Source organism: Bradyrhizobium sp. CCBAU 45394 (assembly GCF_028128655.1).
Taxonomy (GTDB): domain Bacteria; phylum Pseudomonadota; class Alphaproteobacteria; order Rhizobiales; family Xanthobacteraceae; genus Bradyrhizobium; species Bradyrhizobium diazoefficiens.
This window is the reverse complement of the sequence record NZ_LBIX01000165.1, coordinates 98,470-119,910: the sequence shown is the minus strand read 5'-3', so window position 1 is coordinate 119,910 and position 21,441 is coordinate 98,470. Positions and strand designations below refer to the sequence as shown.

The 21,441-nt window shown below is 58.0% G+C and carries 18 protein-coding genes; 12 read left to right on the top strand and 6 right to left on the bottom strand.

The features are described 5' to 3' along the window. Positions 1-44 precede the first annotated feature (44 nt). Complete coding sequence (locus WN73_RS22755) at positions 45-245, top strand: hypothetical protein (RefSeq protein ID WP_271554914.1); 201 nt, start codon at positions 45-47, stop codon at positions 243-245. 19 nt (positions 246-264) lie between these two features. Next, a complete protein-coding gene (locus WN73_RS22750; RefSeq protein ID WP_271554912.1) occupies positions 265-678 on the top strand; it encodes a hypothetical protein in 414 nt (137 codons plus the stop codon). Positions 679-838: 160 nt separating this feature from the next. Here WN73_RS22750 and WN73_RS22745 read toward each other — a convergent pair whose 3' ends face one another. Continuing rightward, positions 839-1,711: a S1/P1 nuclease gene (locus tag WN73_RS22745; protein ID WP_271554910.1), complete on the bottom strand. Its 873-nt coding sequence runs from the start codon at positions 1,709-1,711 to the stop codon at positions 839-841. Between the two features lie 2,639 nt (positions 1,712-4,350). On the opposite strand from WN73_RS22745, the gene WN73_RS22735 reads away from it, so the two are divergent. Next, positions 4,351-4,590, top strand: a complete 240-nt coding sequence (locus tag WN73_RS22735; RefSeq protein ID WP_271554909.1) for a hypothetical protein — start codon at positions 4,351-4,353, stop codon at positions 4,588-4,590. A gap of 246 nt (positions 4,591-4,836) precedes the next feature. On the opposite strand, the gene WN73_RS22730 is transcribed toward WN73_RS22735, so the two are convergent. Beyond that, positions 4,837-6,042, bottom strand: a complete 1,206-nt coding sequence (locus tag WN73_RS22730; RefSeq protein WP_271554908.1) for a diaminopropionate ammonia-lyase — start codon at positions 6,040-6,042, stop codon at positions 4,837-4,839. A 286-nt stretch (positions 6,043-6,328) separates the two neighbouring features. Here WN73_RS22730 and WN73_RS22725 point away from each other — a divergent pair, with 286 nt between their 5' ends. Further along, a complete protein-coding gene (locus tag WN73_RS22725; RefSeq protein ID WP_271554907.1) occupies positions 6,329-6,847 on the top strand; it encodes a hypothetical protein in 519 nt (172 codons plus the stop codon). Between the two features lie 132 nt (positions 6,848-6,979). On the opposite strand, the gene WN73_RS22720 is transcribed toward WN73_RS22725, so the two are convergent. Beyond that, positions 6,980-7,456 carry an Lrp/AsnC family transcriptional regulator gene (locus WN73_RS22720; protein WP_271554905.1) on the bottom strand — a complete coding sequence of 159 codons (477 nt, stop codon included), beginning with the start codon at positions 7,454-7,456 and terminating at the stop codon, positions 6,980-6,982. Between the two features lie 976 nt (positions 7,457-8,432). Between WN73_RS22720 and WN73_RS44745 the strand changes: the two genes are divergently transcribed. From WN73_RS44745 to rplJ, 6 genes are all read left to right on the top strand, one after another. Continuing rightward, positions 8,433-8,720 (top strand): helix-turn-helix domain-containing protein, encoded by a 288-nt coding sequence (locus WN73_RS44745; RefSeq protein ID WP_442870124.1) that lies wholly within the window; start codon positions 8,433-8,435, stop codon positions 8,718-8,720. 408 nt (positions 8,721-9,128) lie between these two features. Beyond that, positions 9,129-10,394, top strand: a complete 1,266-nt coding sequence (locus WN73_RS22715) for a tyrosine-type recombinase/integrase (protein WP_271554904.1) — start codon at positions 9,129-9,131, stop codon at positions 10,392-10,394. A gap of 185 nt (positions 10,395-10,579) precedes the next feature. Then, on the top strand, positions 10,580-10,828 hold the full coding sequence (locus WN73_RS22710) for a hypothetical protein (RefSeq protein WP_271554902.1): 249 nt from the start codon (positions 10,580-10,582) through the stop codon (positions 10,826-10,828). Between the two features lie 969 nt (positions 10,829-11,797). After that, positions 11,798-13,057, top strand: coding sequence for a hypothetical protein (locus WN73_RS22705; RefSeq protein WP_271554900.1), 1,260 nt, complete (start codon positions 11,798-11,800; stop codon positions 13,055-13,057). 158 nt (positions 13,058-13,215) lie between these two features. After that, complete coding sequence (locus WN73_RS22700) at positions 13,216-14,190, top strand: CHAT domain-containing protein (RefSeq protein WP_271554899.1); 975 nt, start codon at positions 13,216-13,218, stop codon at positions 14,188-14,190. A 4-nt stretch (positions 14,191-14,194) separates the two neighbouring features. Next, positions 14,195-15,658: a 50S ribosomal protein L10 gene (gene rplJ, locus WN73_RS22695; RefSeq protein ID WP_271554898.1), complete on the top strand. Its 1,464-nt coding sequence runs from the start codon at positions 14,195-14,197 to the stop codon at positions 15,656-15,658. On the opposite strand, the gene WN73_RS22690 is transcribed toward rplJ, so the two are convergent. Further along, positions 15,604-16,611: a S8 family serine peptidase gene (locus WN73_RS22690; RefSeq protein WP_271554897.1), complete on the bottom strand. Its 1,008-nt coding sequence runs from the start codon at positions 16,609-16,611 to the stop codon at positions 15,604-15,606. The genes rplJ and WN73_RS22690 overlap by 55 nt on opposite strands. Positions 16,612-17,438: 827 nt before the next feature. On the opposite strand from WN73_RS22690, the gene WN73_RS22685 reads away from it, so the two are divergent. Continuing rightward, positions 17,439-18,422, top strand: a complete 984-nt coding sequence (locus WN73_RS22685) for a hypothetical protein (RefSeq protein ID WP_271554895.1) — start codon at positions 17,439-17,441, stop codon at positions 18,420-18,422. Positions 18,423-19,084: 662 nt separating this feature from the next. Next, the gene (locus tag WN73_RS22680) at positions 19,085-19,432 is read left to right on the top strand and encodes a 4-fold beta flower protein (protein ID WP_271554894.1); all 348 of its coding nucleotides are present in this window, start codon (positions 19,085-19,087) and stop codon (positions 19,430-19,432) included. Positions 19,433-19,867: 435 nt separating this feature from the next. Here the strand turns inward: WN73_RS22680 and WN73_RS22675 are convergent, their stop codons facing one another. Continuing rightward, the gene (locus WN73_RS22675; RefSeq protein WP_271554893.1) at positions 19,868-21,184 is read right to left on the bottom strand and encodes a metallophosphoesterase family protein; all 1,317 of its coding nucleotides are present in this window, start codon (positions 21,182-21,184) and stop codon (positions 19,868-19,870) included. 27 nt (positions 21,185-21,211) lie between these two features. Beyond that, positions 21,212-21,421 (bottom strand): hypothetical protein, encoded by a 210-nt coding sequence (locus tag WN73_RS22670; RefSeq protein WP_271554892.1) that lies wholly within the window; start codon positions 21,419-21,421, stop codon positions 21,212-21,214. Positions 21,422-21,441: the final 20 nt, after the last annotated feature.

The window sequence follows — 21,441 nt, the reverse complement described above, 5'->3', positions numbered from 1 at the left end:
GCCAGAGCGATTTCGTTACGATAGGCTTTCCCTTGGGGGGTCCTATGCTTGATCCTGCAATCACCGCGCTTCTGCGCGTCGTCCTTGATGAAGTCTGTGAACACATCTCCAGTCAGGACACGGGCGCCCACGCCTATGTCGCCTCAAAAATTCTGGAAGCCGCCAGCCGAGGCGACACGTCGCCCGAGCGCCTCGAGCAGATCGGACGTGAGGCTCTCACCGGAGCGCCAACAATGTGGCGATAGTTGCGAAAGGCGTGGGGACGTGAATTTCCAGGTCACAGTATTGAAGATCCTGGTAAGCTATCCGGACGGCTTCGCAGTGATGGCGGACCTCAAACGCGACATGGCAATTCTTGCAACCAGCGGACGCGACTGGGCCGATCGAACCAAACGATTGGCCGCGCACGTGCCCGATCTGGACATCTTCTCGCAAAAGTTGGTGGAGCGTCTAAATGGGGGATGGCGGATCACCGGAAAGGGGCGGGCACTTCTGGACTTCATGGAACGCCGCTCGCGCCGTCCACAGTCTGTGGCCGAAGCGGCTCCTTGCAGGTCAACCGCTCCGTCAGTGCTAGTGATCAGCCTCCCTGAGCAAAGTGCATCGCGCCGAAGCGAACGCCGCCAGCGACGACGCGCCGCCCGCGAACGGGTTGCGGTCCGGATTCAGCAACGCTGATTTGCCGACCGCCGTCGCCCCTTCCCTAATATTGGGTCCAGCGCGAACTGCCCAAACCTAGATGCGGCAAGGACACAAGCGCACGCTTCCTTGCCGCGAAACTTGGTTCCCGCTCGCTCCTGACTTGAAAACATTTCCCCGATACGTCCAGCGGTCAGCCCTACGAGCTTCCAAACGCATCGTCGAGGATGGCTTTCAGGCGCGCTGCTCCTTTAACCAGTGCGCGATCGAGGTCCGCTTTGATAGCCACAGCGTACTCGTTACTGATTTCCATGGCATGGCCCGAATCGTTGTGGTCGGGCGTACCGGGCGGCAGGAGTTGATAAGCCTTCAATCCCAAAGCATGCGTGTCGTTCGCCCAGGCAGTGATGCGTGCTTCATCGTATGGTGGAAGTTCCGCTGTCGGCAATGGATTGCCATCAAGCGCGTCCGCGTAGCTGCCCCAAGAATACGCTTGCAGGTCGACCAAAGAATCATCCCACATGCTGTGGAATGTTGAGGCGCGCGTGTATGCCGTTCCGTCAGAGCGCTTCGCACGCAAGACGACGTTCAGTTTGTTGCCGCCCTGATCGTTGCTGCGTTCGCTCGCATGCAAGGGTTGTTCGAGATCGCCAGCAAGGTGAACAACGAGTTTGAGCGCGCGTAACCTGTCTTCCTTGCTGCGACCATTATCTTTCAAAGTCGCGATAGCTGCCGGCAAGCCTTGGACAATGCAGGTACCCTGGTTGTTCTGCTCCTTGCAATCAAGTGCTACGTCGTACGCCGATCTTTCAATGTCAATGTCGACGAAGTGCCACCGATAGGTGCTCTTTCCTTCCGGCGTGAATTTGTAGTCATCGGCCCAGTTGGATATGGCTGCCAGAGAGGTATCACCTATGAGCTCCTTGAGTTTGGCCTGCGTGGCTGGCTGCAAGTGTCGTTGCGCCAGTTCTGCAATGACAGAATGGCCGAGCTGCCCCCAAGCAAGGGCAGAAGAGGTGCTTGCTACGAAGGCTGCCGTGCAGATCGGGAGTATAAGTCTGAGAGGTGTCACGAGGCCTCCTCATTTTTGATGAAGCGCAATCAGGTCATCGGCGCGCGGGCTACGGAACGCTTACAGGGGGCATCGGACCGGTCGGGAGCGGCTCGAAACGATTTTGGTGCTGGCCGCGTGCCGCTAGCATGATGGCAAAGGCCGTTAAGAGGATCAGAAGACCGCGCATTGCAAAAGACTACTTGAAATGACCCAATTAAATTATGAAGCCACTCACATCCGGAAACTGGTGATGAGCTCTGATTGCTGAGCAATATCTCGCCTGCGAGATGAGCGCCAACTCGATAACGTGTTTATTCGCCGCAAGTCGGCGAACCGTCCCTTGGCCGCGCCGAAAAAATGCACCGTCTCCCCACAAGAGCAGAAACAATGCGTCGGGTTTGAGTATTGATTGCAAATCACTTAACCAATGCTGAGCAACGGCCGCTTTCTCTCAGGCGATCGAGGGGATTCCATGTACCATTGTGATCTTGTCTCAGGTAGCCTCTTGGCGCTGACTGCTGCAGGGGTCGTGTTGCTCTGCTCCAGCCTGGTCGCATTTGCACTGATTTAGCGATCTCGATCGCGGCTTCGTTACCTTGTGAGACGAGGAAGCCTGTAGCTCAAGCTGTGCCAAGTCGTACGGATCAACCCAAGGAGTACGAGGGGACACATCGAGGTAGCCCATACTCACTTACACGGGAGTCAGTCGGCTATTGGCGCTATTCCTTTAGTGTCGGGGCCAAGGTTAGATCCGGCAGAGTTCAAGCGCGGCTAGGATTACTCGCGGTCCGCCGAGTTCAAATGCTTATCGACCGAGTTCTTAGTGACAAGCGAGATATTCCGTCAGCCGATGAACTTCAATGAGAGCGGCGCTCTCACAATAGTGCTGTTACGCGGGAGAATGGGGAGCCCTTGCCGGCTCAAGTGTGCCTCGCGCCGTATCTCTCGCCCTGATGTCAACGCCCGCTTCTCAATACACGCGTTTGTTGGGACGCGGAAACCATGGCTAGAACGCCGAGCGTTTGGATTGCGCCTATTTTGACGAGGCCCCCGTTGAAGCGTCGTGCAGCGTAAGTAGCGCCTTTCCACTCGAGAGCAGAGATAAACTGCCCACGCTGAACGGAAGGCGCCGACAGGTCGCCTAATGCTTTCTGATGTCAGTCATCTTTCGGATGTAGTAGCCCTGCTTCTGAACAGCCGACTTAATCTCCTGGCTGACACTGATCACGCGTGTTTCTTTCGTCGCCATTTCCCGGGCGCTCCGACGCGGGCTAACGGAGATCCCTTCGCGATCACCAGCAACTCATGCTTGTCGTTTACGTACACGTCAAACATTGTTGGCCAAAAAAGCTCAGTTGAGCGATCCATCAAGCGGAAGTAGCGTATGTCGATCAGATGCCATGCCCTTAGTATCGGCACGTGATAGTGACAATCGACTGTGCAAGCGTCAATCTCGCCGCGGTCGCAAAAACAAAGGTCCGACGTTCAGTCGGACCTCGCTTCAATCATTTGGGGTTATGGTCGGCATAAACGATCAACCGCCATCGAATCGATCCTTGATCAGGTGTGTGTGTATGATGGCCTTGCGGCGGCAGCACGTGTCCGCGCAGTTCGATGTGCGGGCCTTCGCTGGACTGAGTGGCCAATGGGAATAATTCGACCTGAAGCGAAAAAGGTCAGGGACGTTGACGGCGTCGTCTGGGGCGTTGCTGTCGGGCGTGTCGAGGCGACACTTATCGTCGAGTGCAACGATCGTCGATGCGCTGAAACTAAAACCAAAAGAGACCTAAAAGGCAGAATTTGAGCGTGGACGCCGCATTCATTGCACCAATAAGTACCAATATCCCGCTACTGTGTAGCGTCTCGGTCGTAGCGCACGAGACGCAAGCGCTAGGGGGAGTAGGATATGTCTCGCCATTTCTACCGACTCCGAATGTGCAGATATGCAGAGGCGTTGGTACGAGACAGCAAGCAAGAGGCGCTGCGAAGAATCCGATTGCAGTGCAAGCTCATGCAGCTCGGGAACGAACTGCTGTGTTCCGACTGGGCCTTTGGCACGGCCGGACAGCCACTTGAGCGCGGATCGAAAGAGATTGAAACCGTCCCGTGCGCTCTGGAGTCAAGGGCAGAGCCCATCTACAAAGCAAGAACGGCTTCGCGTGATCATCCGGCCCGCACGCGGGATCTCGCTGCGAGCGGGCTCGGTGAATGTGCTGCACTCGAGCCTGACAGTGTCGCCGCCTCATCCCACGCAGCGGTGGATCTCTCCATTGATGCTCATCCTCGCTCCAAGCCCACACGGAACCGCCCCTTTGTCTGGTCGACCGTGCCAGCGACCGCTTGAGAGCTCCAACCGAGTACCGACCAAACGGCATTTCGATGCCAGGCCCGCGTCGAACAACCCCAACGCGGTCGTCGATCGAACAAAGGACCTTAGCAATCCCGCGGTTGCGCGTTTTGGGTAAGACGCTTCCCTCGTGAGCAAACTTGGACGTGGGTTCATTAACGGCATTGCAAGAGATTGAGATGAACTGAGTCCCGAAGAACTTGCGTGGCGCCAATAACGCTCGATGTGAACGATCCGCCCTCTCACGAGTGCTGAGCGGCTCGTGAAATGCGCCTCATGGTATCAATTCGTGAATTGGGGAGACATTCGGATGCCGTACTACTCTTTTGATCTCGTAATCGATAAGGAGTACAAGAATCAAGGCGGCCTTATCCTCGAGAATATTGAGCTTGCCACCGATCGTGCGGATCAGCTTGCGACCGAACTGTCCGTTGTATATCCGGAGCTGAAAGCTAAAGGCTGTTCGGTTCGGGTTACCAGCGCTGAAAACACTGAACTCTATCGCAGGCCGCTCGATCCGGTCCCGTCATGGGTAAGGCGACAGGACTAAGCATGTCGTTAGTGGCGCACGATATCGAAATTGTGCGGTTTGGGGCGAAGACAATCAGGCGGCCTACGAGGTGCTCTCGATGTAGCTTCAGATGATACACGTTCAAAAGAGAGCGAGGCGTAGCGTCCGTAGGGTGGGCTACAGATCGATTCAACTAACGTGCACCATTCATGGCTCGCCTCACCCGAACCGAAGCTGTTCGGCGAGCCGGATGAACTGACCCTGCGTGGCGCGCTTCCGCAGGTTTTAGTCCGGCGGAGCGCTCTTCGAGCACACCTGCGCTGGAGACATACCGACGAGTTCCTCGTAGCGGCGAGCATCAGTCGCGCCCTCGGTGTTAATCAGGAAGACCCGGGCATCTCGTCCGAGACCCACCTTGTCCCGCAGGCGCTGGTCGGAAGCGACCTTCAGCAAGCCCGCCAGACCAACACCACCACTTTCGCCTGAAACGACAGCAGGGTCGGCATCTCCAGGCTTTGCAAGCCGCCTCATGACACTGATTGCGTCCTCGTCGTCGACGGTCATGAAGGCATCCGCTGTGCGCGAGAGGATGCGCCAGGCGACCAGCGAGGGTTCGTAGCATTCGAGCATAGCCATCACCGTCGACTGCCCATGATCTACCTTGACGGGGCGTCCAGCCCGCGCGCTTTCAAAGAGACACGCTGCGCGCGCGGGGTCGACAACCGTGAAAAAGGGGCGGTTCTGGCCAAACAGAACTGAAAAATGCCCCGCGACGGCTGCTGCAATACCGCCCACGCCTGCTTGGATGAAGACATGGGTCGGGGCTTGGGGCAATTGGCGCAGTGCTTCGCTTACAAGGGCGGTATATCCCTGCATCACCAAGCCGGGGATGCGCTCGTAGCCCGGCCAGGATGTATCGGACACCGTGATCCAGCCGTTTTGCCGGGCCACTCGCGACGCCTCCGCGACGGAGTCGTCGTAGTTGCCTTTAACTCGGATCATCTTGGCACCAAAGCGGGCGATCGCGGTGATGCGCTCATCGCTGACACCTGAATGAACGAAGACGGCGCACTTTGCTCCAACGAGCTGAGCACCTTGCGCCACTGATCTGCCATGATTGCCATCCGTGGCGCACGATACCGTCATTTCCCCGGCTACGGCTTTCACTTCAGGAGTTTGCAGCTCTGACACATCAACGTCACGGCCGAGCCGCCGCGTTGCTTCCTCCAGCACCAGCCGGATCACGGCATAGGACCCGCCCAAAGCCTTGAAGCTGCCAAGACCAAGTCGGTGACCCTCATCCTTGAGATGATTCGAGCCCACGCCGATCTCACGAGCAAGGCCTGCTAATGAAAAATGCGGCGTTTCCCTGTGACCTTCACGATGCCTGAGAAAGCGCTCGACTTCGCGAGCGGCCTCGACACTCAAAGTGTCCGCATCGGAGACATCCAGGATAGTTCGATGATCGGGATGCCTGTTGAGAAGTAACATCGTTCGTCTCTGTCCTGCCAACGATGGCACGATAGCAAGCCTTTGTTCTCGAGCATAGGCATCGCATCGCGTGCGCGCGGTGGTCCCAAGTCCCAGCTTCGAAGCTCCGGAACGTTGACCAGGCTCCAATGCGCTGGCTGTCGACGCACTGAAGTTAGACTGACGGGCCAACAAAATTGCGTAAAACGATGCTGTCATCGGCCGCTTCTCATCGCGGCTCTTGACCCTTGCCGGTTATCAGGTCAACGAGAAAAGCCAACAGGAATGAGAATGGCAATACCGTTGGATGGTGAATGTGATTGATCAAGCGAACGCCTCCGAGCTGCCGCCCGTCTTGCATAAATCCCCGAGACGTTTTTCCTGGATTCTCGCACTCGTGGTCTCGATCAGTCTGTGCGCCGGGGCAGCCTATGATTGGACGAACATCGAAACAGTTTTCGTGACGTCACCGGCGCGCGAACCTGGCCCTGTGCTAGGCTTATCACCTGAAGATCGGGAAGCTCTCTCGGAGGTGCGATCGGGGCAACGGCAGGCAATTGATGAGATTGCAGAACTCAATCGCAACGTAGGTGCGCAGCAAGCCGATTTGAAACGGATGGCGGATCAGATCGAGGCGCTGACGGCAAAGATAGTGTCTTTGCAGAATTCACCTGCCGCCATGCCTGTGCCCCCGGCTCCTTCTCCGCCGCCACCCCATCCTGTTTTGAAGCCAGCAAAGAGAACGATCCAGCCCTCTAAATCAGAAGGGCCAGTCTCGGTCGGGGGCGCGCCGCTCCCCGCCGAGCCAGACTCCGATCAGCGTTAATACAAGCGATTGTCGTGGCCGCCTTTTCAGTTGTTGCGCTTCGGACTTGCGATCGACCGTGGCTCGGATGATGCTCTTGCGCGCAATCGCAACGAGAACGCATCGATCCGTGACGTGAAAATCCGGAATCGATCAATCCTCCGGGGGAATCTCAATTGGTACAGCGAAGCCCGCTTTTATGCGATCCAACACGACCATCGTCTTGAAGCCCTTTATGTCAGGGTTCACATAGAAAAACTTCCGGGTGAAGTCTTCATAATCCTCCATGGTGCGGGCGGTAACGTACAGGACGAAGTCCGCATCACCGGTGACGTAGAAGCCGTTGACGACTTCACATGACGACTTAACGGCCTTCTTGAATTTGTCGATTATATCGGCACGTTCCCGTTCCAGACCCACCAGCACAACCATTTGAATCGGTCTGCCTACCGCCTTCGGCGAAACGATCGAGATATCCGCCTCGATAATGTGTTCAGAACGGAGCCTCTTCAGTCGTCGCTGACATGCGGTGGCAGAAAGCCCGGCCAGTTCGCCGACTTCCTCGGAAGTTACACGGTTGTTTTTTTGCACGATCTCGAGGATGCGGGCATCTATCCGATCGTACTGCATAATCGGACTCCCCAACCTTGAGGTGAATTTCACCGCGAAATGGCTTCGCGGCGCAGGAAATCCTCGAAAAGGGTATCCCAGGTTCAGGGTTATTTTCAACTAATGACCGGGGGGCGATTCGCGATGGAGGGAAGGTCGTCATTTGAAGCAGCCATCCGTTGAGGGAGCTGGGTAAATTGTGCACCGCGGACTGATCAGCCGCGCCAATTCCATTTCAATGGAGCAACTCTTCGGTAAAAAGCCAAAACGTTGGGAAGGGCCATCGCGCGCCCCGCCGGGGTCGCTTATCAGACAGATTGGCCCGGCACCGAATGACGAGTTCGACAATCGGACTGCGCTGCCCGCGCAATTATGCTCAGTTCGGCAGGATGGGGTGCCTTGTTCGTCGCAGGCCAGCAGAGACTTTCATGTCCGTCGCGATTTGTTTATCGCGAGCACCCTGGCCGAGACAGCGCGGCTGTGCCCATGCTGTGCCGCGACTTTTTACGGGCTCACCGCAAGGAAATGCAGGCGATAAGTATTTGAATTTGAAGGTCTAATGGTAGGCGGACAAGGGGGCGAAGCTTAAAACTCTCGTGTGAATAACGGTTTTCACCGCTTCGTGATGTTCGGCCGGCGCCCGAATGCCGGGTCTGGACGAAAGTCTTGCCTGTCGTCCCTCAAAACGGCGCTCTGCGCTCCACAGCACCAAGCGGACCGGGCGGGCAGGTTATTCAGATCGCGACTTCAAGCCAATATCGACATCGGTCGTTGTGCGCGCCCTTTCGCGTTTTGGGTGCCAATGCACTGCTGGTCCCGGTCGTGTCTCGCGACGGCGCTGATGAAGCCAAAGAATCTCGTGCCGAAACTAATATCCAATCGCTATCGGATCACCGCTGATGCGCGCTAGCGCACGCGACAGCCCGCCGGTGTTCGCATTGACGGCTTTGGGTCGCGCAGCAACTCTCATCCCGATGAACTCTAATAGGGGGGACCTATGCATCGGGACCACGGACAGAGAAAAGGCGGAGAACAGATTGTAGAGAGGCTGTCCGCGTCAAAGCCTTCAGACCAAAGGAAAATACCGTTCGCCCAGCGCTTGACCTGTACGATCGATGAAGCGTGCCAAGCGACCGGCTTGGGTCGGACCAAACTCTATGAACTGATAGGGACAGGACAGCTTGACACGAGGACCGTCGGACGTCGCCGACTCGTGCTTGTGCGCTCACTCCACTCCCTGCTCGCCAGTTGTTCAAACCCCGACGGCATCGAAGATCTTCCTTAGCAATTTGGTCGACTAAGGATGCCCGCTCACAGCGGCGACGACCCACACTGCCCATTCTTTGCCTATAGGCGCGAAGTAATTCGCCTGCCTTCGTGCGGCCCTTTGCACTCCCCCTCAGGCCAATTTTTCGCACCCCGGCCATCCGGACAAGACCCGATATAAAAGGTGGGGCGGATGGTGGGGCGGTAACAAAATGGACCAAATTTCCGCAGAAAAAAGTAAGGCGCGACTGGCATCACCGCGTCCGTGGTGGGATTTCGCACTCGTGCCCGATCGTGCGCTGATGGCCTTCTAACCTTTTGTAAGTTCTGCTATAATCCTCTCAAAGAAGATCCGTCGCCGTTCACGGTCGTTCGCCGCAATCCGCTGCAATCCGTGTTCAATGGTGGGGCGGATGGTGGGGCGGTTATGGCCAAACGACAGTTACACAAACTCTTCGCGCGGGAAGCGGAGACCATCGTTGAGCCCGGGCGTCACAGCGATGGCGGCGGGCTTTACCTTGTGATCGAGACGGGCGCTCACGCGCGACGCCAATGGATCTTCCTGTACCGTGTTCGCGGCACCAGCAAGCGCAGAGAAATCGGGCTGGGCCCCGCCAAGGGCAAAGGGAAGGACGGCATCTCGCTCGCCGACGCCCGGCTGAAGGCTGCCGAAGCCCGCAAGAAACTGATGGAAGGTAAGGACCCCGGGGCGGAGCGGCGCGCCGAAATGCTGGCAACCACGCAGTTCGGAGAATTCGCGGACGACTTTCTGGCATCGATCAAGGCCGGCTTCAAAGGCAAGAATACCCTGGCCGACTGGACCCGAGACCTGAAGGTGCGGTGCAAGCCCATCCGCGGCACGGAGCTCGCCAACATCACGGTGAACGACATCTTGGGGATTTTGTCGCCGATATGGATGACGATCAACCGCACGTCGCGCGAAACGCGAAGCCGGATCGAGCGCGTGCTCGATGCTGCTGAGGCGAGGGGACTTCGGTCTGGGAAGAATCCCGCCATGTGGAAGACTTTGAAACCGCTCTTGCCGAAATCGAAGCGGTCGAAGCGCCATCACAAGGCTGCGCCCTACAAGGACGTCCCGGGCATCGTCCAGGCGCTGCAAGCCAACCACGAAGCGGCGGACACGGCCGTCAACCTCGCAGCTGAGTACATAATCTTGACAGCAGTGCGGACCGGCGAAGCCCGCCTGATGCGCGTGCGCGAGGTGGACTTCGCGGAGCGGCTTTGGACCATCCCAGCGGAACGGATGAAGACGGAAGACCATCCAGAAGGCAAAGATTTCGAAGTGCCGCTCTGCGATCGCGCAATTGAGATTTTGAAAGCCGTCATCCCGAAGGAAGCCGCGTGGGACGCCTACGTGTTTGCCGGACAATGGTCAAAGGACCATACGAAGCCGCTCGGTATGAATGCCGTGCTCCATGCGCTCAAGTCGGTATATCCGGCGATGACGACGCACGGGCGCCGGTCCAGCTTCCGCGATTGGGCGGGTGACGAAACACGTTTCGAACGCGAAATTGCGGAGATGGCATTGGCGCATAAGGTGGGCGATGAAACCGAGCAAGCCTATCGGCGTGGCAATGCGCTGAAGAAGCGCCGACAGTTAATGGACGCTTGGGCCCGATATGTCGCAAGTGGTTCTAACGTGATCCGGCTTCCTCGTCGGGAGTCAGCATAGGTCCCTGGTCCCGGCGGATGCCACTGGCTTCCTAGGCTCCAGCAGCGGATCGCAATCGCACGGATCAGTTGCGGGCGAATGGCGTGGGACTTTGGGGCTTGTGTCAATTCGTGCGGCGCCGCTGGGCGTGCTGGTTTCGGAGGGCCCGCTCGCTGGCGCATGGTCTGTTCGGCGCAGGTTCGCTGGTGACTGGCGCGCTGCTGGCCGGGCCCGTACTGCTGTTGGTCGCGTTCGGGGAATGGCGCGGCTATTCGTCAAACATCTGCGAGGGGTTGTTTGGTCTGTTCGCTGTGGCGGCGCTGGGGCCGCGCTTGCTGAGCCGCAGAGCGGCCGCGGGGCTGGCTGCAGGGCTCTATGCGCGATTGCTTGCCGCGCTTGTGCTGCGCTGGCAAACAACGCGGTCTTTTGTCGACCATGCCTGGAATGTGCGGTAGGCGGCTGGTCGATCGCCTGCGAGGCGGTCGACCTCGACAACTCGATCGCGATCCGCCGCCTGGGTTGCTGGCGTCGCGCTGATAGCGGTTATCCTAAGCGCTTGGAGGGCGCTCCGTCCGATCGCGCGAGTCTTGGCGGACTATCGCTTCATCGCTGCCGCGCTCGTCTCTGTGGCGGCCGGGTCGATGACATGGCCGGATCAGCCGCGAGTACGTGCTATTTGTCCTGCTTGGCTGCGCGGCCCGGCCGCGCGGGCTGGCAGCAGAAACCGCCGGAAAATGGATGCTGCATCCCGTCAGCTGGCGAAGCTGACTGCCAATCGCCACCACGTTCGAAGCACAGAGCCGGATGCGGTACCCTGTCGGTTTTACTCGACCTCGTGGTATTCGGCCGGGTTAAGATCCGAGCCGAGACCGATGATTACGCAAGAACGGTCCCAAGGGTCTTCGAATGTCTCGGCAGCTCCGCTGCACGGGCTCCCTGCTACAAGGCGCAGATCCAAATGGATAGCGGCGCGGACGGCACGCCAGCGCGGTGGCCGATCGTGCCGATGCAGGGGTATTGAACGGCTTCCTCTGCGAAGCCTATGATTCAGTTCTCGATGCTTCCGTCATTCCAACGACTCTTGACGAGATTTAGTGAGCGTCTGTTGGGCTGAAAGGATGGCGTATACTCCAACCGGACGTTCTGGTGTGGCGCCTAACTGTTTGAGAGAACGTCCTTATTTATCAATCTGCTATGTTCTCAATGTGATTCCGCCCCTTCGGCCAACCAGGATCGTTCGTCGGCATCATCCGCGCCCCTCGGGAATTCCCCAGCTATCGAAGAGCCAATATCCAGATATCTGGGACGAACTCCTGCGGGATGAAGCAAAGTTGTCTGTGGGAATGGCTCCAAAACTATGGCGTTCTGCGATGCTAGATTCAGAATGATCCTGCGAATCAAATCGCAAATATCGAGGATCGGGAATGAGCCTCGTCGACCGGGAGGCCGGCTTGCAGCTTCGGTTGCCTATGGTAACCGCCATCGGTGCAACGGCAGAGCGCTCGGTATGGCTGTTGTCTGCCAGCAAGGAAGATGCGGATGCGCTTCGGCGCCGGTCGGTCGAGGCGGCCGCTCGACCCTTTCTGCTTGTCGATTTGGAGACCGGCGCCGAAGCTGTTCAGTCCTGCGACATACTGCTTTTGAAGACTGCCGACCGGCCTGGCCTCGACGTACTTATCGATCCCTCGTCTTTGGATGCGAGAGAAGCCAAAGAGCTGGCGGGTCGGATCGTCGCGTCGTTCCGGGCGCACTCAGATCGTTCGGTCCCGCGCCGCTCGCTGGACCTGGGGTTAGTGAAATTCGCCTCAAACAACCTCCGGCGCGAGCGCAAGGGATGGTCGCGGAACGAGATCGAAAACACCATCGACGTCCTACTGGTACGGGAGATGGCCGAAAGTGGCCGTCTGACCGAACGCCTTTGCGTCGAGCTCTTGGATCAACCCAAGCTCAACTCTCGATCGCCGCTCAGAGCGATCGCACTGCGGATGTGCGCGGACGCCATCCGCAGTGCGATGCTGCGCGACAGCGATCAGGCCTCCGCGCTTCGACTGTACCGGCAGGCCGCGGACGGCTTTGCCGCGGCCGGAATGGCCGCACAGTCCGGCACCACCCGAAGGCTGAAGGCGCGCCTGACTGGCGCGGACGAACAGCTCGATCTTTGGCCGGATGTCGTAGCGGACGTCGCTCGTACGACACCCCGAATAGGATTCCATATGCGGCGCTTCACTGGAATGAAGTTGCCGCTGGCCAGTTTCTGCTTTCCCGCAGGCCGGCGCGGCGACGGGCCGCTCAGGCATGCGGTCGTTGGAACCGTTGGATTGGAGCCGTCCATGATTGCATCTTGGTTGGCGAAGGACGCTTCCCCGTCGACCGAAGTCTCAATGATCGTTCGGCCGCCGAAGTCTCTCAATGGCGTGCTAAGGGTCGACTTCGTCATAGACAGCGAGTTGGCCACGCTTTCCGGTTTGGCGGGACGTGGCGCCTCGGGGCGACGCGATATCTACCGCCTTATCGCACGCAGTCCTACCTGCGAGATCTATCCGCGGTTTGCCGATACCAGTTTCGGCCGGCCCGCGCCCTTTCTCATAGAAGCTCGAGACGGGGCCCGCCATCTGATCCGATTGCAAGTCTTGACTCGCGATACTCCCCCAACGAGTATTGAATTCAACCTGCCACCCGTTTAGTCAGCCAACAGATGCCTCCCGTTGATTCATTTCCCGTTGTAGCCACCGTCGAGCTCATCGGAGACCACTGGATTTGGAGAATTGATAGCGGGCCCGATGGTGAACCCATTGAGTTTCAGAGCGCGCCTGTCGACGACGTTCGGGATGCATCTCGCGATATGAACGATGCGCTGCGAGCGCTTGTCGATGTCGTGAAGGGATGGCGCGAGCTTTCGGAGATTGCGAGAGCCGAGCACGTGAACGCTCTCAAGGAGCGTGGAAGGCGTTTGGCCGGAGCTTTTTTCGGTGGCGGGCAAGACGAATTCGCCAGACACTTGGGTCTGCTGACTTCTCCGATCGTGACGCAGTACACCTATGGTCGTTCAGAACAGCCCCTGTTCGAGCACTGCCTGCTGAACGATGGCACCGCCGAATATTTTCTCGGCGAAAGATGCATCTGCCGATACAGGGTGATCAACGCCAAGCGAGCAGACCTGAGGAAGCACTATGAAGCCGCCCAGCATGCTGGTCCGAGGTTGGTGAGCTACGCCGAGGATAGTTCGCTAGATAGCGCGTGCCGGTCGCACAAACGGCCTGATCCCTCTCGTTCAGAGGAGGAGATCTCCATCCTGGCAGATTTGGCCGGGGCTGAAGAAAGGTTGTTGGTGCTCGACCCCCTCACCGAGTCCCTTCCGGATGCCGAGTTGGAGGTTCTGCGGAACTGGATTGCCGAGAAGAACCACATCCTGCACTTCAATTGCCATACCGACCAGAGCTCAGAACTTCCCAGGCTTCGATTGCGTGCCGGCGCAAAGATCGGCATTCTAGAAATGACACATCCAGTGAAGGCGGCCGACTTTCATGGATCCCTCGTTTTTCTCAACGCCAGCTCGTCCGCGATCGGCAGAAGTAGCCTCAAGACATCCATTGCCGAGTTCTTCCGACAGCGTCGCGCAGCATGCATCCTCTGCACAACCGGACCGATTGAAGACGGCTTTGCGACCAGACTGGCAAAAGTATTTTATGACCATCTTAGGGACGGCACGAACGTTGTGACCGCGCTGTTGGCTGCGAGACAGAAGTTGCTCGAGGAGGGGCATCCGATGGCGCTCCAGTATACTTACATCGGCAACGACAACTATCGTCTGGTTTGACCGCATGGCTCCCGCTCAACCGCTCGCGAAACCTGAAAATGCTCACCTGATGCCGGTTGTCGCGTTTGGGCGCGCGCCGGCGCGCCGTCCCGAGAAGGTCGAGTTCGTCAAGGGGCTAAGGCGTGAACTCCAGGAATGTAGAAGCGTGATCGTGGCCGCCTATGCAGGCCTAAGCGTCGAAGAGATGCAGGCCTTGCGAAGGCTCGCGAAGACCGGCCGAACAAAGGTAAAGGTCGCGAAGAACCGGCTCGCAAAGATCGCTGCCAAAGGCACCGACGCAGAGGGGATCGTCCCCTTCCTCAAGGGGCAGACAGTACTTGCCTATTCCAGCGATCCACTTGCCGCATCCAAAGCTGCGGTCGACTTCGCCAAAGATCACGAAAAGTTCGTCATCATCGGTGGCGCCGTCGAAAATATGACGCTCGATGCCAACGGCGTGAAGGCCCTGGCGGAGCTTCCGTCCCTGGACGAGACCAGAGGCAAGATTGTCCGCCTTCTTTCGGCGCCGGCCGCCCGGATCGTCAGGTCCCTTCGGGAGCCTCCTGCGCATCTGGCCCGCCTGGCGGGCATTCTGGCCAGCCGCCCGGACCTTGCATCCGGCCCAAAGAAGGATGAAATTAAGCTTGGGGCGGTGTCGGACGACGTCGGAACCGCGCCCGAACTCGGATCGTTAATCGACAGGCAAGCTTTGCCGTCGAGAATTGTGAAACACCTTGAGTCCGGAGAGGTTGCGGAAAGGCTGGAAGGGATCAAGGAGGCTTCATTTTTTCTCCAATCCCAGGAGGAGGGAGACAGCATGCGAAGGAGCAAGACGCTGTCACCGGTCGAAATCCTAGAGGGAGGCACTATCCCCGAACGTTTGTTCGAGCGATTGTTCTCGACCAATCAAGATGAAGCGCGGCTGGCAGCCTATGCCCTCGTATCGGGCTCGCCGAGTTTCCGCGGCGGACTGAACCCGAAAGCCTCCCCGACTGATTTGAACGAGCGGGAGCAGACTGAATTCGTCAGCGGATTCCGGAAGCTTCTAGCCGCGGCCGGCCAATCCTATTTTCCCTCGGTCGAAGTGCAATCCGCGCCACAAGAACCCGGCACGGCTTGCCGGCTTCACGTGAGGGTAACCTTATCCCGCGTAGCGCCGTTTAGCGTCGGCGGCCGCTCGGTACTTCTGGACGAAGCGCCCATAATCGACAAGCGGATGCGGATCGACAGCCCGCTTGCCGAGACCGTCAGCACGACAGATACGCAATTGGTGCAGAATGCCGACGGCCTTGTCGCATTCGGCGAGACCGACATGACCATTCGTCCGGAGCATCTGGCAGGGCTGAAATTTCCGGTTGTCGTCCACTTCAACCATGGGGTTGATACTCTGGACTTCGACGTGGGTGAATTCAAATTGGCAGACGAGCCGCTGGCCTACCCGGCTGTCGGCGCGGTCACCAGGCCTGCCCCGAAATCGGAAGGGTCGTAGTCCGGGCTGAGATTGTCCTTGCGGGCATTGTCCCGCAGCGTTGCCCGCAACCGATCCGCATCGACCCTGCGATCTCCCTGCCTTAGTCGTTCGAGCCAAAGGGCTGCGACGCCCGCAACGTGAGGGCAGGCCGCACTTGTGCCGCTCCCTGACCTCAATCCGCCGCCTAGCCAAGCCGACGGGATGCCGACGCCCGGTGCTGCAATCGTAGGAAGGATGTTCGAGAAGTTTGCAATAGAAAAACGACCGTTCAGCTCGCGCGACACCGCAGCCACCGAGACCACGCCCGTAGCTGCAGCAGGCAGCGAGACGCCTATTTTGATAGCAGGCCTGCTTTGTCGTCGACTTTGGTTCCCGGCTGCCGCGATGATGAGCGGCGAGTATCCCAGCGCAGCCTGCTTTCGCATCAGAGCCGCGATGGCATCAAAAATGCGAAGATTCTTCCGGTAAGAGATGAGACCATCCGAGAGCGCAAGGTCGCGGGGCAACCCCTGTTCCTCGCTCTTCGATACCATGCCCAGATAGTCGAAACCCAAGGACATCGAGATGATGTCTGCTCGTTCGCGCATGGTCCATAACATCGCCTTGAATACCATATCGGAACGGATCCTGCCGTCGTCAGGCCTGACTTTAGCAATCAGCGCTCGCTTGACGCCAGGGGCAATACCTATCCTCCGTCCTCCAACACTCTGACCAAAGAGAATGCCTGCGCAATGTGTGCCGTGGCCGCATCGGTCCCCGTTCCCCGATCCTGAAAAATCCATTTCGTAGATCTTGAAAGGATCAAACGCTGGATGGTCATTCACGATACCTGAGTCGATGACCGCGATCGTAACACCCGCGCCACTGAGCGCGCCCGTGCCGGCGCCGACCGCCGAAATGCCCCAGTTGTCATGATGATCTGGCTGATCGTCGGAGCCTTCGAGAGACTCGCAATGATCGATCAGCTCCATCGGCGCAACGGGCGCGACCTCACTGACGGTCGGGTCGCGCTCGGCTTCTGCGACATCCCTATCGCTTAGATCTGAGACCTCGATGCTCGCAGTCGCGGGCGCATCTTCGCCTGACTGTGTCCCACTCCGAAGGAGAACATATTTTTGCATGCCAACAGACCCTGCCATGATTCCTCGACGGGGCCTATACGCGATGCGACGGCGCCGCTCACCAGCTTTGGAGGCATGTTGCGGTCATGGTAGTGCGCGCTAACAAGCCTTAGCCCTCTAAAACGTGTATCGGCTACATCATGCCGCCGTTTGATGAGGAAGCCCTCAAAACAGGCGGGCCGTAGGCGAGTCCGTCGGGGCCATTGCGATCGCTAGATACGTCATCGACCGGCACAGGCGCAACTTGTTGTGCACTGCTTCAAACTTTGATCGCTCAAGGGGACTCGGATACGTGTCCTGCTCTCGTCGTCCTTGGGTAGACCTTGGATTGAGACCATGGAGGCGAATAGAGAATTGCGCTCCAGCTCATGGTTCTCGTAGACCGATGATTATTCGAACACAAGCCCGGCGTGCCATCGATCGAGATCGAATCGCAATGCGTTTCGACCATGCGTTCACTCGATACAAGATGGGGCCACCGATCTGACTCAGTCACGCGATCTGCCACCAATCTAACCATGTCGGGGGTCTTGTCCAACATAGTTTGGGCACGCCTCCCTGAGTGAACCTAGGGATTTCCCCTGGTTTCATGTTGCCCTGGCGCTGGTAGCGATAGAGTCGCCATGATGGTTTGGAGGGCATGGGATTTGGGGACTCAATTCCATTTTCGAGGCGGGGTGCCAGCGATCCGCTGGGCATTGTTCTCGCTCCTATCTCTAGCAACAGGTGGTTGCTCTATTTATCCGCTTCCGGAGGATACAACCGGTTTCGCCAGTGAGGACATTGCGACAATCATCAGATGCCAGACGCGTGACGCGATCAGGGAGGAGATTGTCGCTAACATCGCTGCCGCGAAGAGCCCGTTCGTGTATCAGCGGATGACCAAGGACCAATTGATCGAAACGCTTCGCGCCAGCCCAGAGTATTTTCGCAGTCTCAACTGGAACGATTTCGCAAAAGAACTTCGAGATCCCTTCCTTTTCTACAAGGATACTTCGATCAGCTACGACTTCACCATCGACTCGACGGAGGTGAACGGCAACGGAATCGATCTCACCCTTCTGAAAAGCTTCTCGAGCGGAACGGACAAGATCGGGGTCACGGCCAAAAACGACCGGACCAGAGAAGTGAAGCGCCATTTCAGGGTCTACGATAGCTTCGATAGCCTCGCCCGGCTTAGTACAGAGGGCATGTGCGACATCGTTCCCAAACAGATCAATGCGATTTATCCCGCCGCCGGCCTGCTCAAGATTCGATCGCTTGTGCATAGCTTCCTAGTGCAGAACCAACTTGGAAATCTCGCCGGCGAAAACAGCGACTACACCACCGCCCAGATGACGGACACGATTACTTTCACGACAAAGTTCACTGGCAATGTGGATCCTTCGACCCAGTTGAACCCGGTGGCGGGCAAGTTCGTCCCATCCAATCTTGCCGCTAATTTTGACAACAGCCGGCAGGACATGCACACGATCATCATTCTGATCCGGCTGCCGCCTAACAAGTCGGGATTGCCGCGGTTCGACGAGATCGGAAGAATCACGCTCGCTCCAAAGGAGGCTTCCAAGGCCGCCGCCTCAGAAGCGCTAGATCGGCAGAGAGAGTTCAATACACAGGATGCGCTCGTACGACTGGGGACTGGCATCGGCCGATTCCCGTAGAATACTCATGTAAGAGAGAATGACACCATGGCACGTCAGGCAGGAAGCAAGGACATTGAATTGAGCGTGGAGACGGTTTTCAACGTGCTCTCGATGCTAGAGCGCGAAGGAGTCCTCAAGGCATTCATGGATGACTGCGAGGCGAAGGGCCTCAAGCTGAGGGCGAGCCCGGCATTATATGCGCTGGGAAGGGCTGCTCTCGGTGCCTTGCCTGGGCTCGAGGCCGTGGGACCAGATTGTCCTGCCTGCCCGCCACGTCCATAAGGAAGCAGCGCCTTTGATCGCTTGTTCGACCTCCGCTCGCGGCTGCAAATAATGTAGATCTCAGTCGTGGCCCAACCGGCCCTCGAGATTATCAATCTGTGACGATGACTGATCCGGAGCAGGACAAAATGCGGGGCATTCTCTTGAGCTGGGTTGTGTGCCTGTTTGGTTGGTGCGAGCCATTCGTCACGTTGTGTACCGGCATTACGCGAGGCCGTCCTCGCCCCGCTTTGCTCGGAGTGCGATCCACGCGTACTGTCGCCTAACGCGTCGCAATGCGACACCCAGCATACAGTGTGGGCCACCCGAGCTGATGGACTGTCACCTAAGAGACCTTGCGAATCCGTCGGTGTCCGGTGCGCCTGTTCCGGCACCTGCGGGCCGTTCAGGAGACATTGATGAGTTTGACATACTACGACCGCCATGGCGCTGCTGTTGCTTATCTCGACGACGACAGCACGCACATCTACGCGTTTGATGGTCGTCCAATCGGCTATATCGACGGCGAACACCTCTGGCGCTTCGACGGTCAATTTCTTGGCTGGAACAGAAGTGGCTGGCTTTGGGACAGAGCCGGGTCGGCAATGCTCTCGACGATCGGATCGCAGGGCGGTCCCATGAAGCCCTTCAACCAGTTCGAGCCGTTCAAGGGTTTCAGGCAGTTCCTGCCGTTCAAGGGGTTCAAGCAATTCGTGCCCTTCAGACCGTCCTTCACGTCGACGTGGTCAGATGAACAATTCTGGTGACATGCACTGGTCGGGCTTCTCCCGCAGGCAGACAAGTGTGCCGTGCTGAAATCGCGCAAGTGGTCGCTCAATTGGCCGCATAACGTCATCGACCGCTCCGAACTGGCACTGGCGGCCCGCTTGGTGCCACTTCCGGGACCGCACAAGCTTCGAAGCGAGCATCAAGAAATGGTCACGAAAGGTCTAGCTTGACGCATTTGGCCTGACGACGAGAGGCGATTGCCGGCCACTCGACACAGCGGCACGAAATAGGCCGATAAAAGCTGCCTCGTGCCCATCTGGCTAGGCAATATTCTGAGCCATCCTGGAGACGGTTGGTCCGACAAACGAGCCGAGGAGGAAAGGCTTCCACAGCATTGCCGCAAAGCTGCCCTTAAGGCTCGGTGTATGAGCCGGTTGGATCACATTCAGAATCGTTCCAGAACCTGGAGAAGGCTAGAACCCCTCTTCGTATGTCAGTCCGCTTTCGGTGAAATACTCCACCTTGGTCCTGACTTCGCTCTTCCCGAGCGTAATCATTGCGAAGCCGTGTTCGTAGGCCCCATCGCTTACCTTCAGTTGCGTCTCTGCGACGAGCGTGGGCGGGTCGGCGATGCCCTTGAGCACATTGTATGGCTTTTCTTCTTCAAAAATCGGAATCGCGCCGTGACCTATACATCTTCCGCGCTCCAATCCGAGATAGCTCTCGTAAATGCACAGATTGTGTTCATGGCCCCAAAGCCATGCGGCGATTTTTCCCTTAGGCTTCAGGCGTTCGAACAGTGCGAGCAGGTTCGGATTGTACGGCAGAAGAGTTCCATCGCCTCTCGGCTTGCCTATCTGGGAAAACGCCGAGAACAACTGATGATGCGAGACCAGAATGGTCTGTCCCGCAAATTCCGCTACACGCTGCTCTAGCCATTGTTGTTCGTCTTCTTCGACAAATGTCAGCGCGTCAGTCACGGAAATCGGACTATAATCGTGCAGGCCGGTATCCATTGCCAGAACCTGCCATGCCGAGTCGGCGGACCGCAGGCAGAAGAAGCTTGCCTTCTGGGCCTGCTCGCCCGCATTCAGAGTTTTGGCGAGATCGTAGTAACCGAGCCCGCCGCTATACATGTCGTGATTACCCGCCAGAGTGAAGGTCGGGACGGCATGATCAAATGCCGATCTGATCACACTCACGAAGTTCGTCTGGCACTCCGCAGGCGTGCCGGAATAGTAGATGTCTCCGAGGTGAAGCAGCACATCGGGCTTTTGCTCTTTGATCTTCGCCAAAATTCGGCGCGCAGGCTGCGCCCCGGTGCCCCAGTCGCCGAAGATCGCGATGCGCGCACCCGCTGGAATCGTGATCGTGTACGCACCAACTTCCGCCGCGCGGACGTATGGAATTTTGCCTCTGGTACCGCTGGGGCCAAAGAACTTGGCATATTCCGAGAGCGTCAAGGCCCATTTTGGATCGCACGTGCCGCCGGTCATCTGTTCTTGGATGCGTGCCGCACGCGCCGTGTCGCCAGTGACCACCGCTTCAAGATATCGAAGCCCGAGGCTGGCGCAGATCCTCGGGATATCGGCGATCCCTTCCTCCGTGTCGGCAACCTCGCTGCCGTTTTTCGACCGCAGCTCTGCAACCTCGTTTACCGCCTGCATGAGCGGATCGGCTTCCGTGGGGCCTTCTGTCGTCGTCTCCTTGGCCTTCTGCAATACGTAGTCGGCCGCAGCGGACTGATAGAGAGACAAGAAGTGGTCGCGAAAAGTTTGTACATCGTCCATTGATCTTACCCAAATAGCCTTGACGGATCAGGATGGCCACCATGACTGCCCTGCGAGCGTGAGCAGGGCAAGCCATAGTTGAAAATTGCCTGTCAATATCGCGCGAATCCACTGGGGCAGCTTCGATAGCATCTCGAGCACCTTGGCTACACCATCGGCATCAACCGTCGGCGCCTCTGTGCTTCGAGCCGCTTTCAGCGAGACCGCCGCCGCCTGAACCGCCGATGCCACCAACATGATGGTGCCCTGCGAGAATC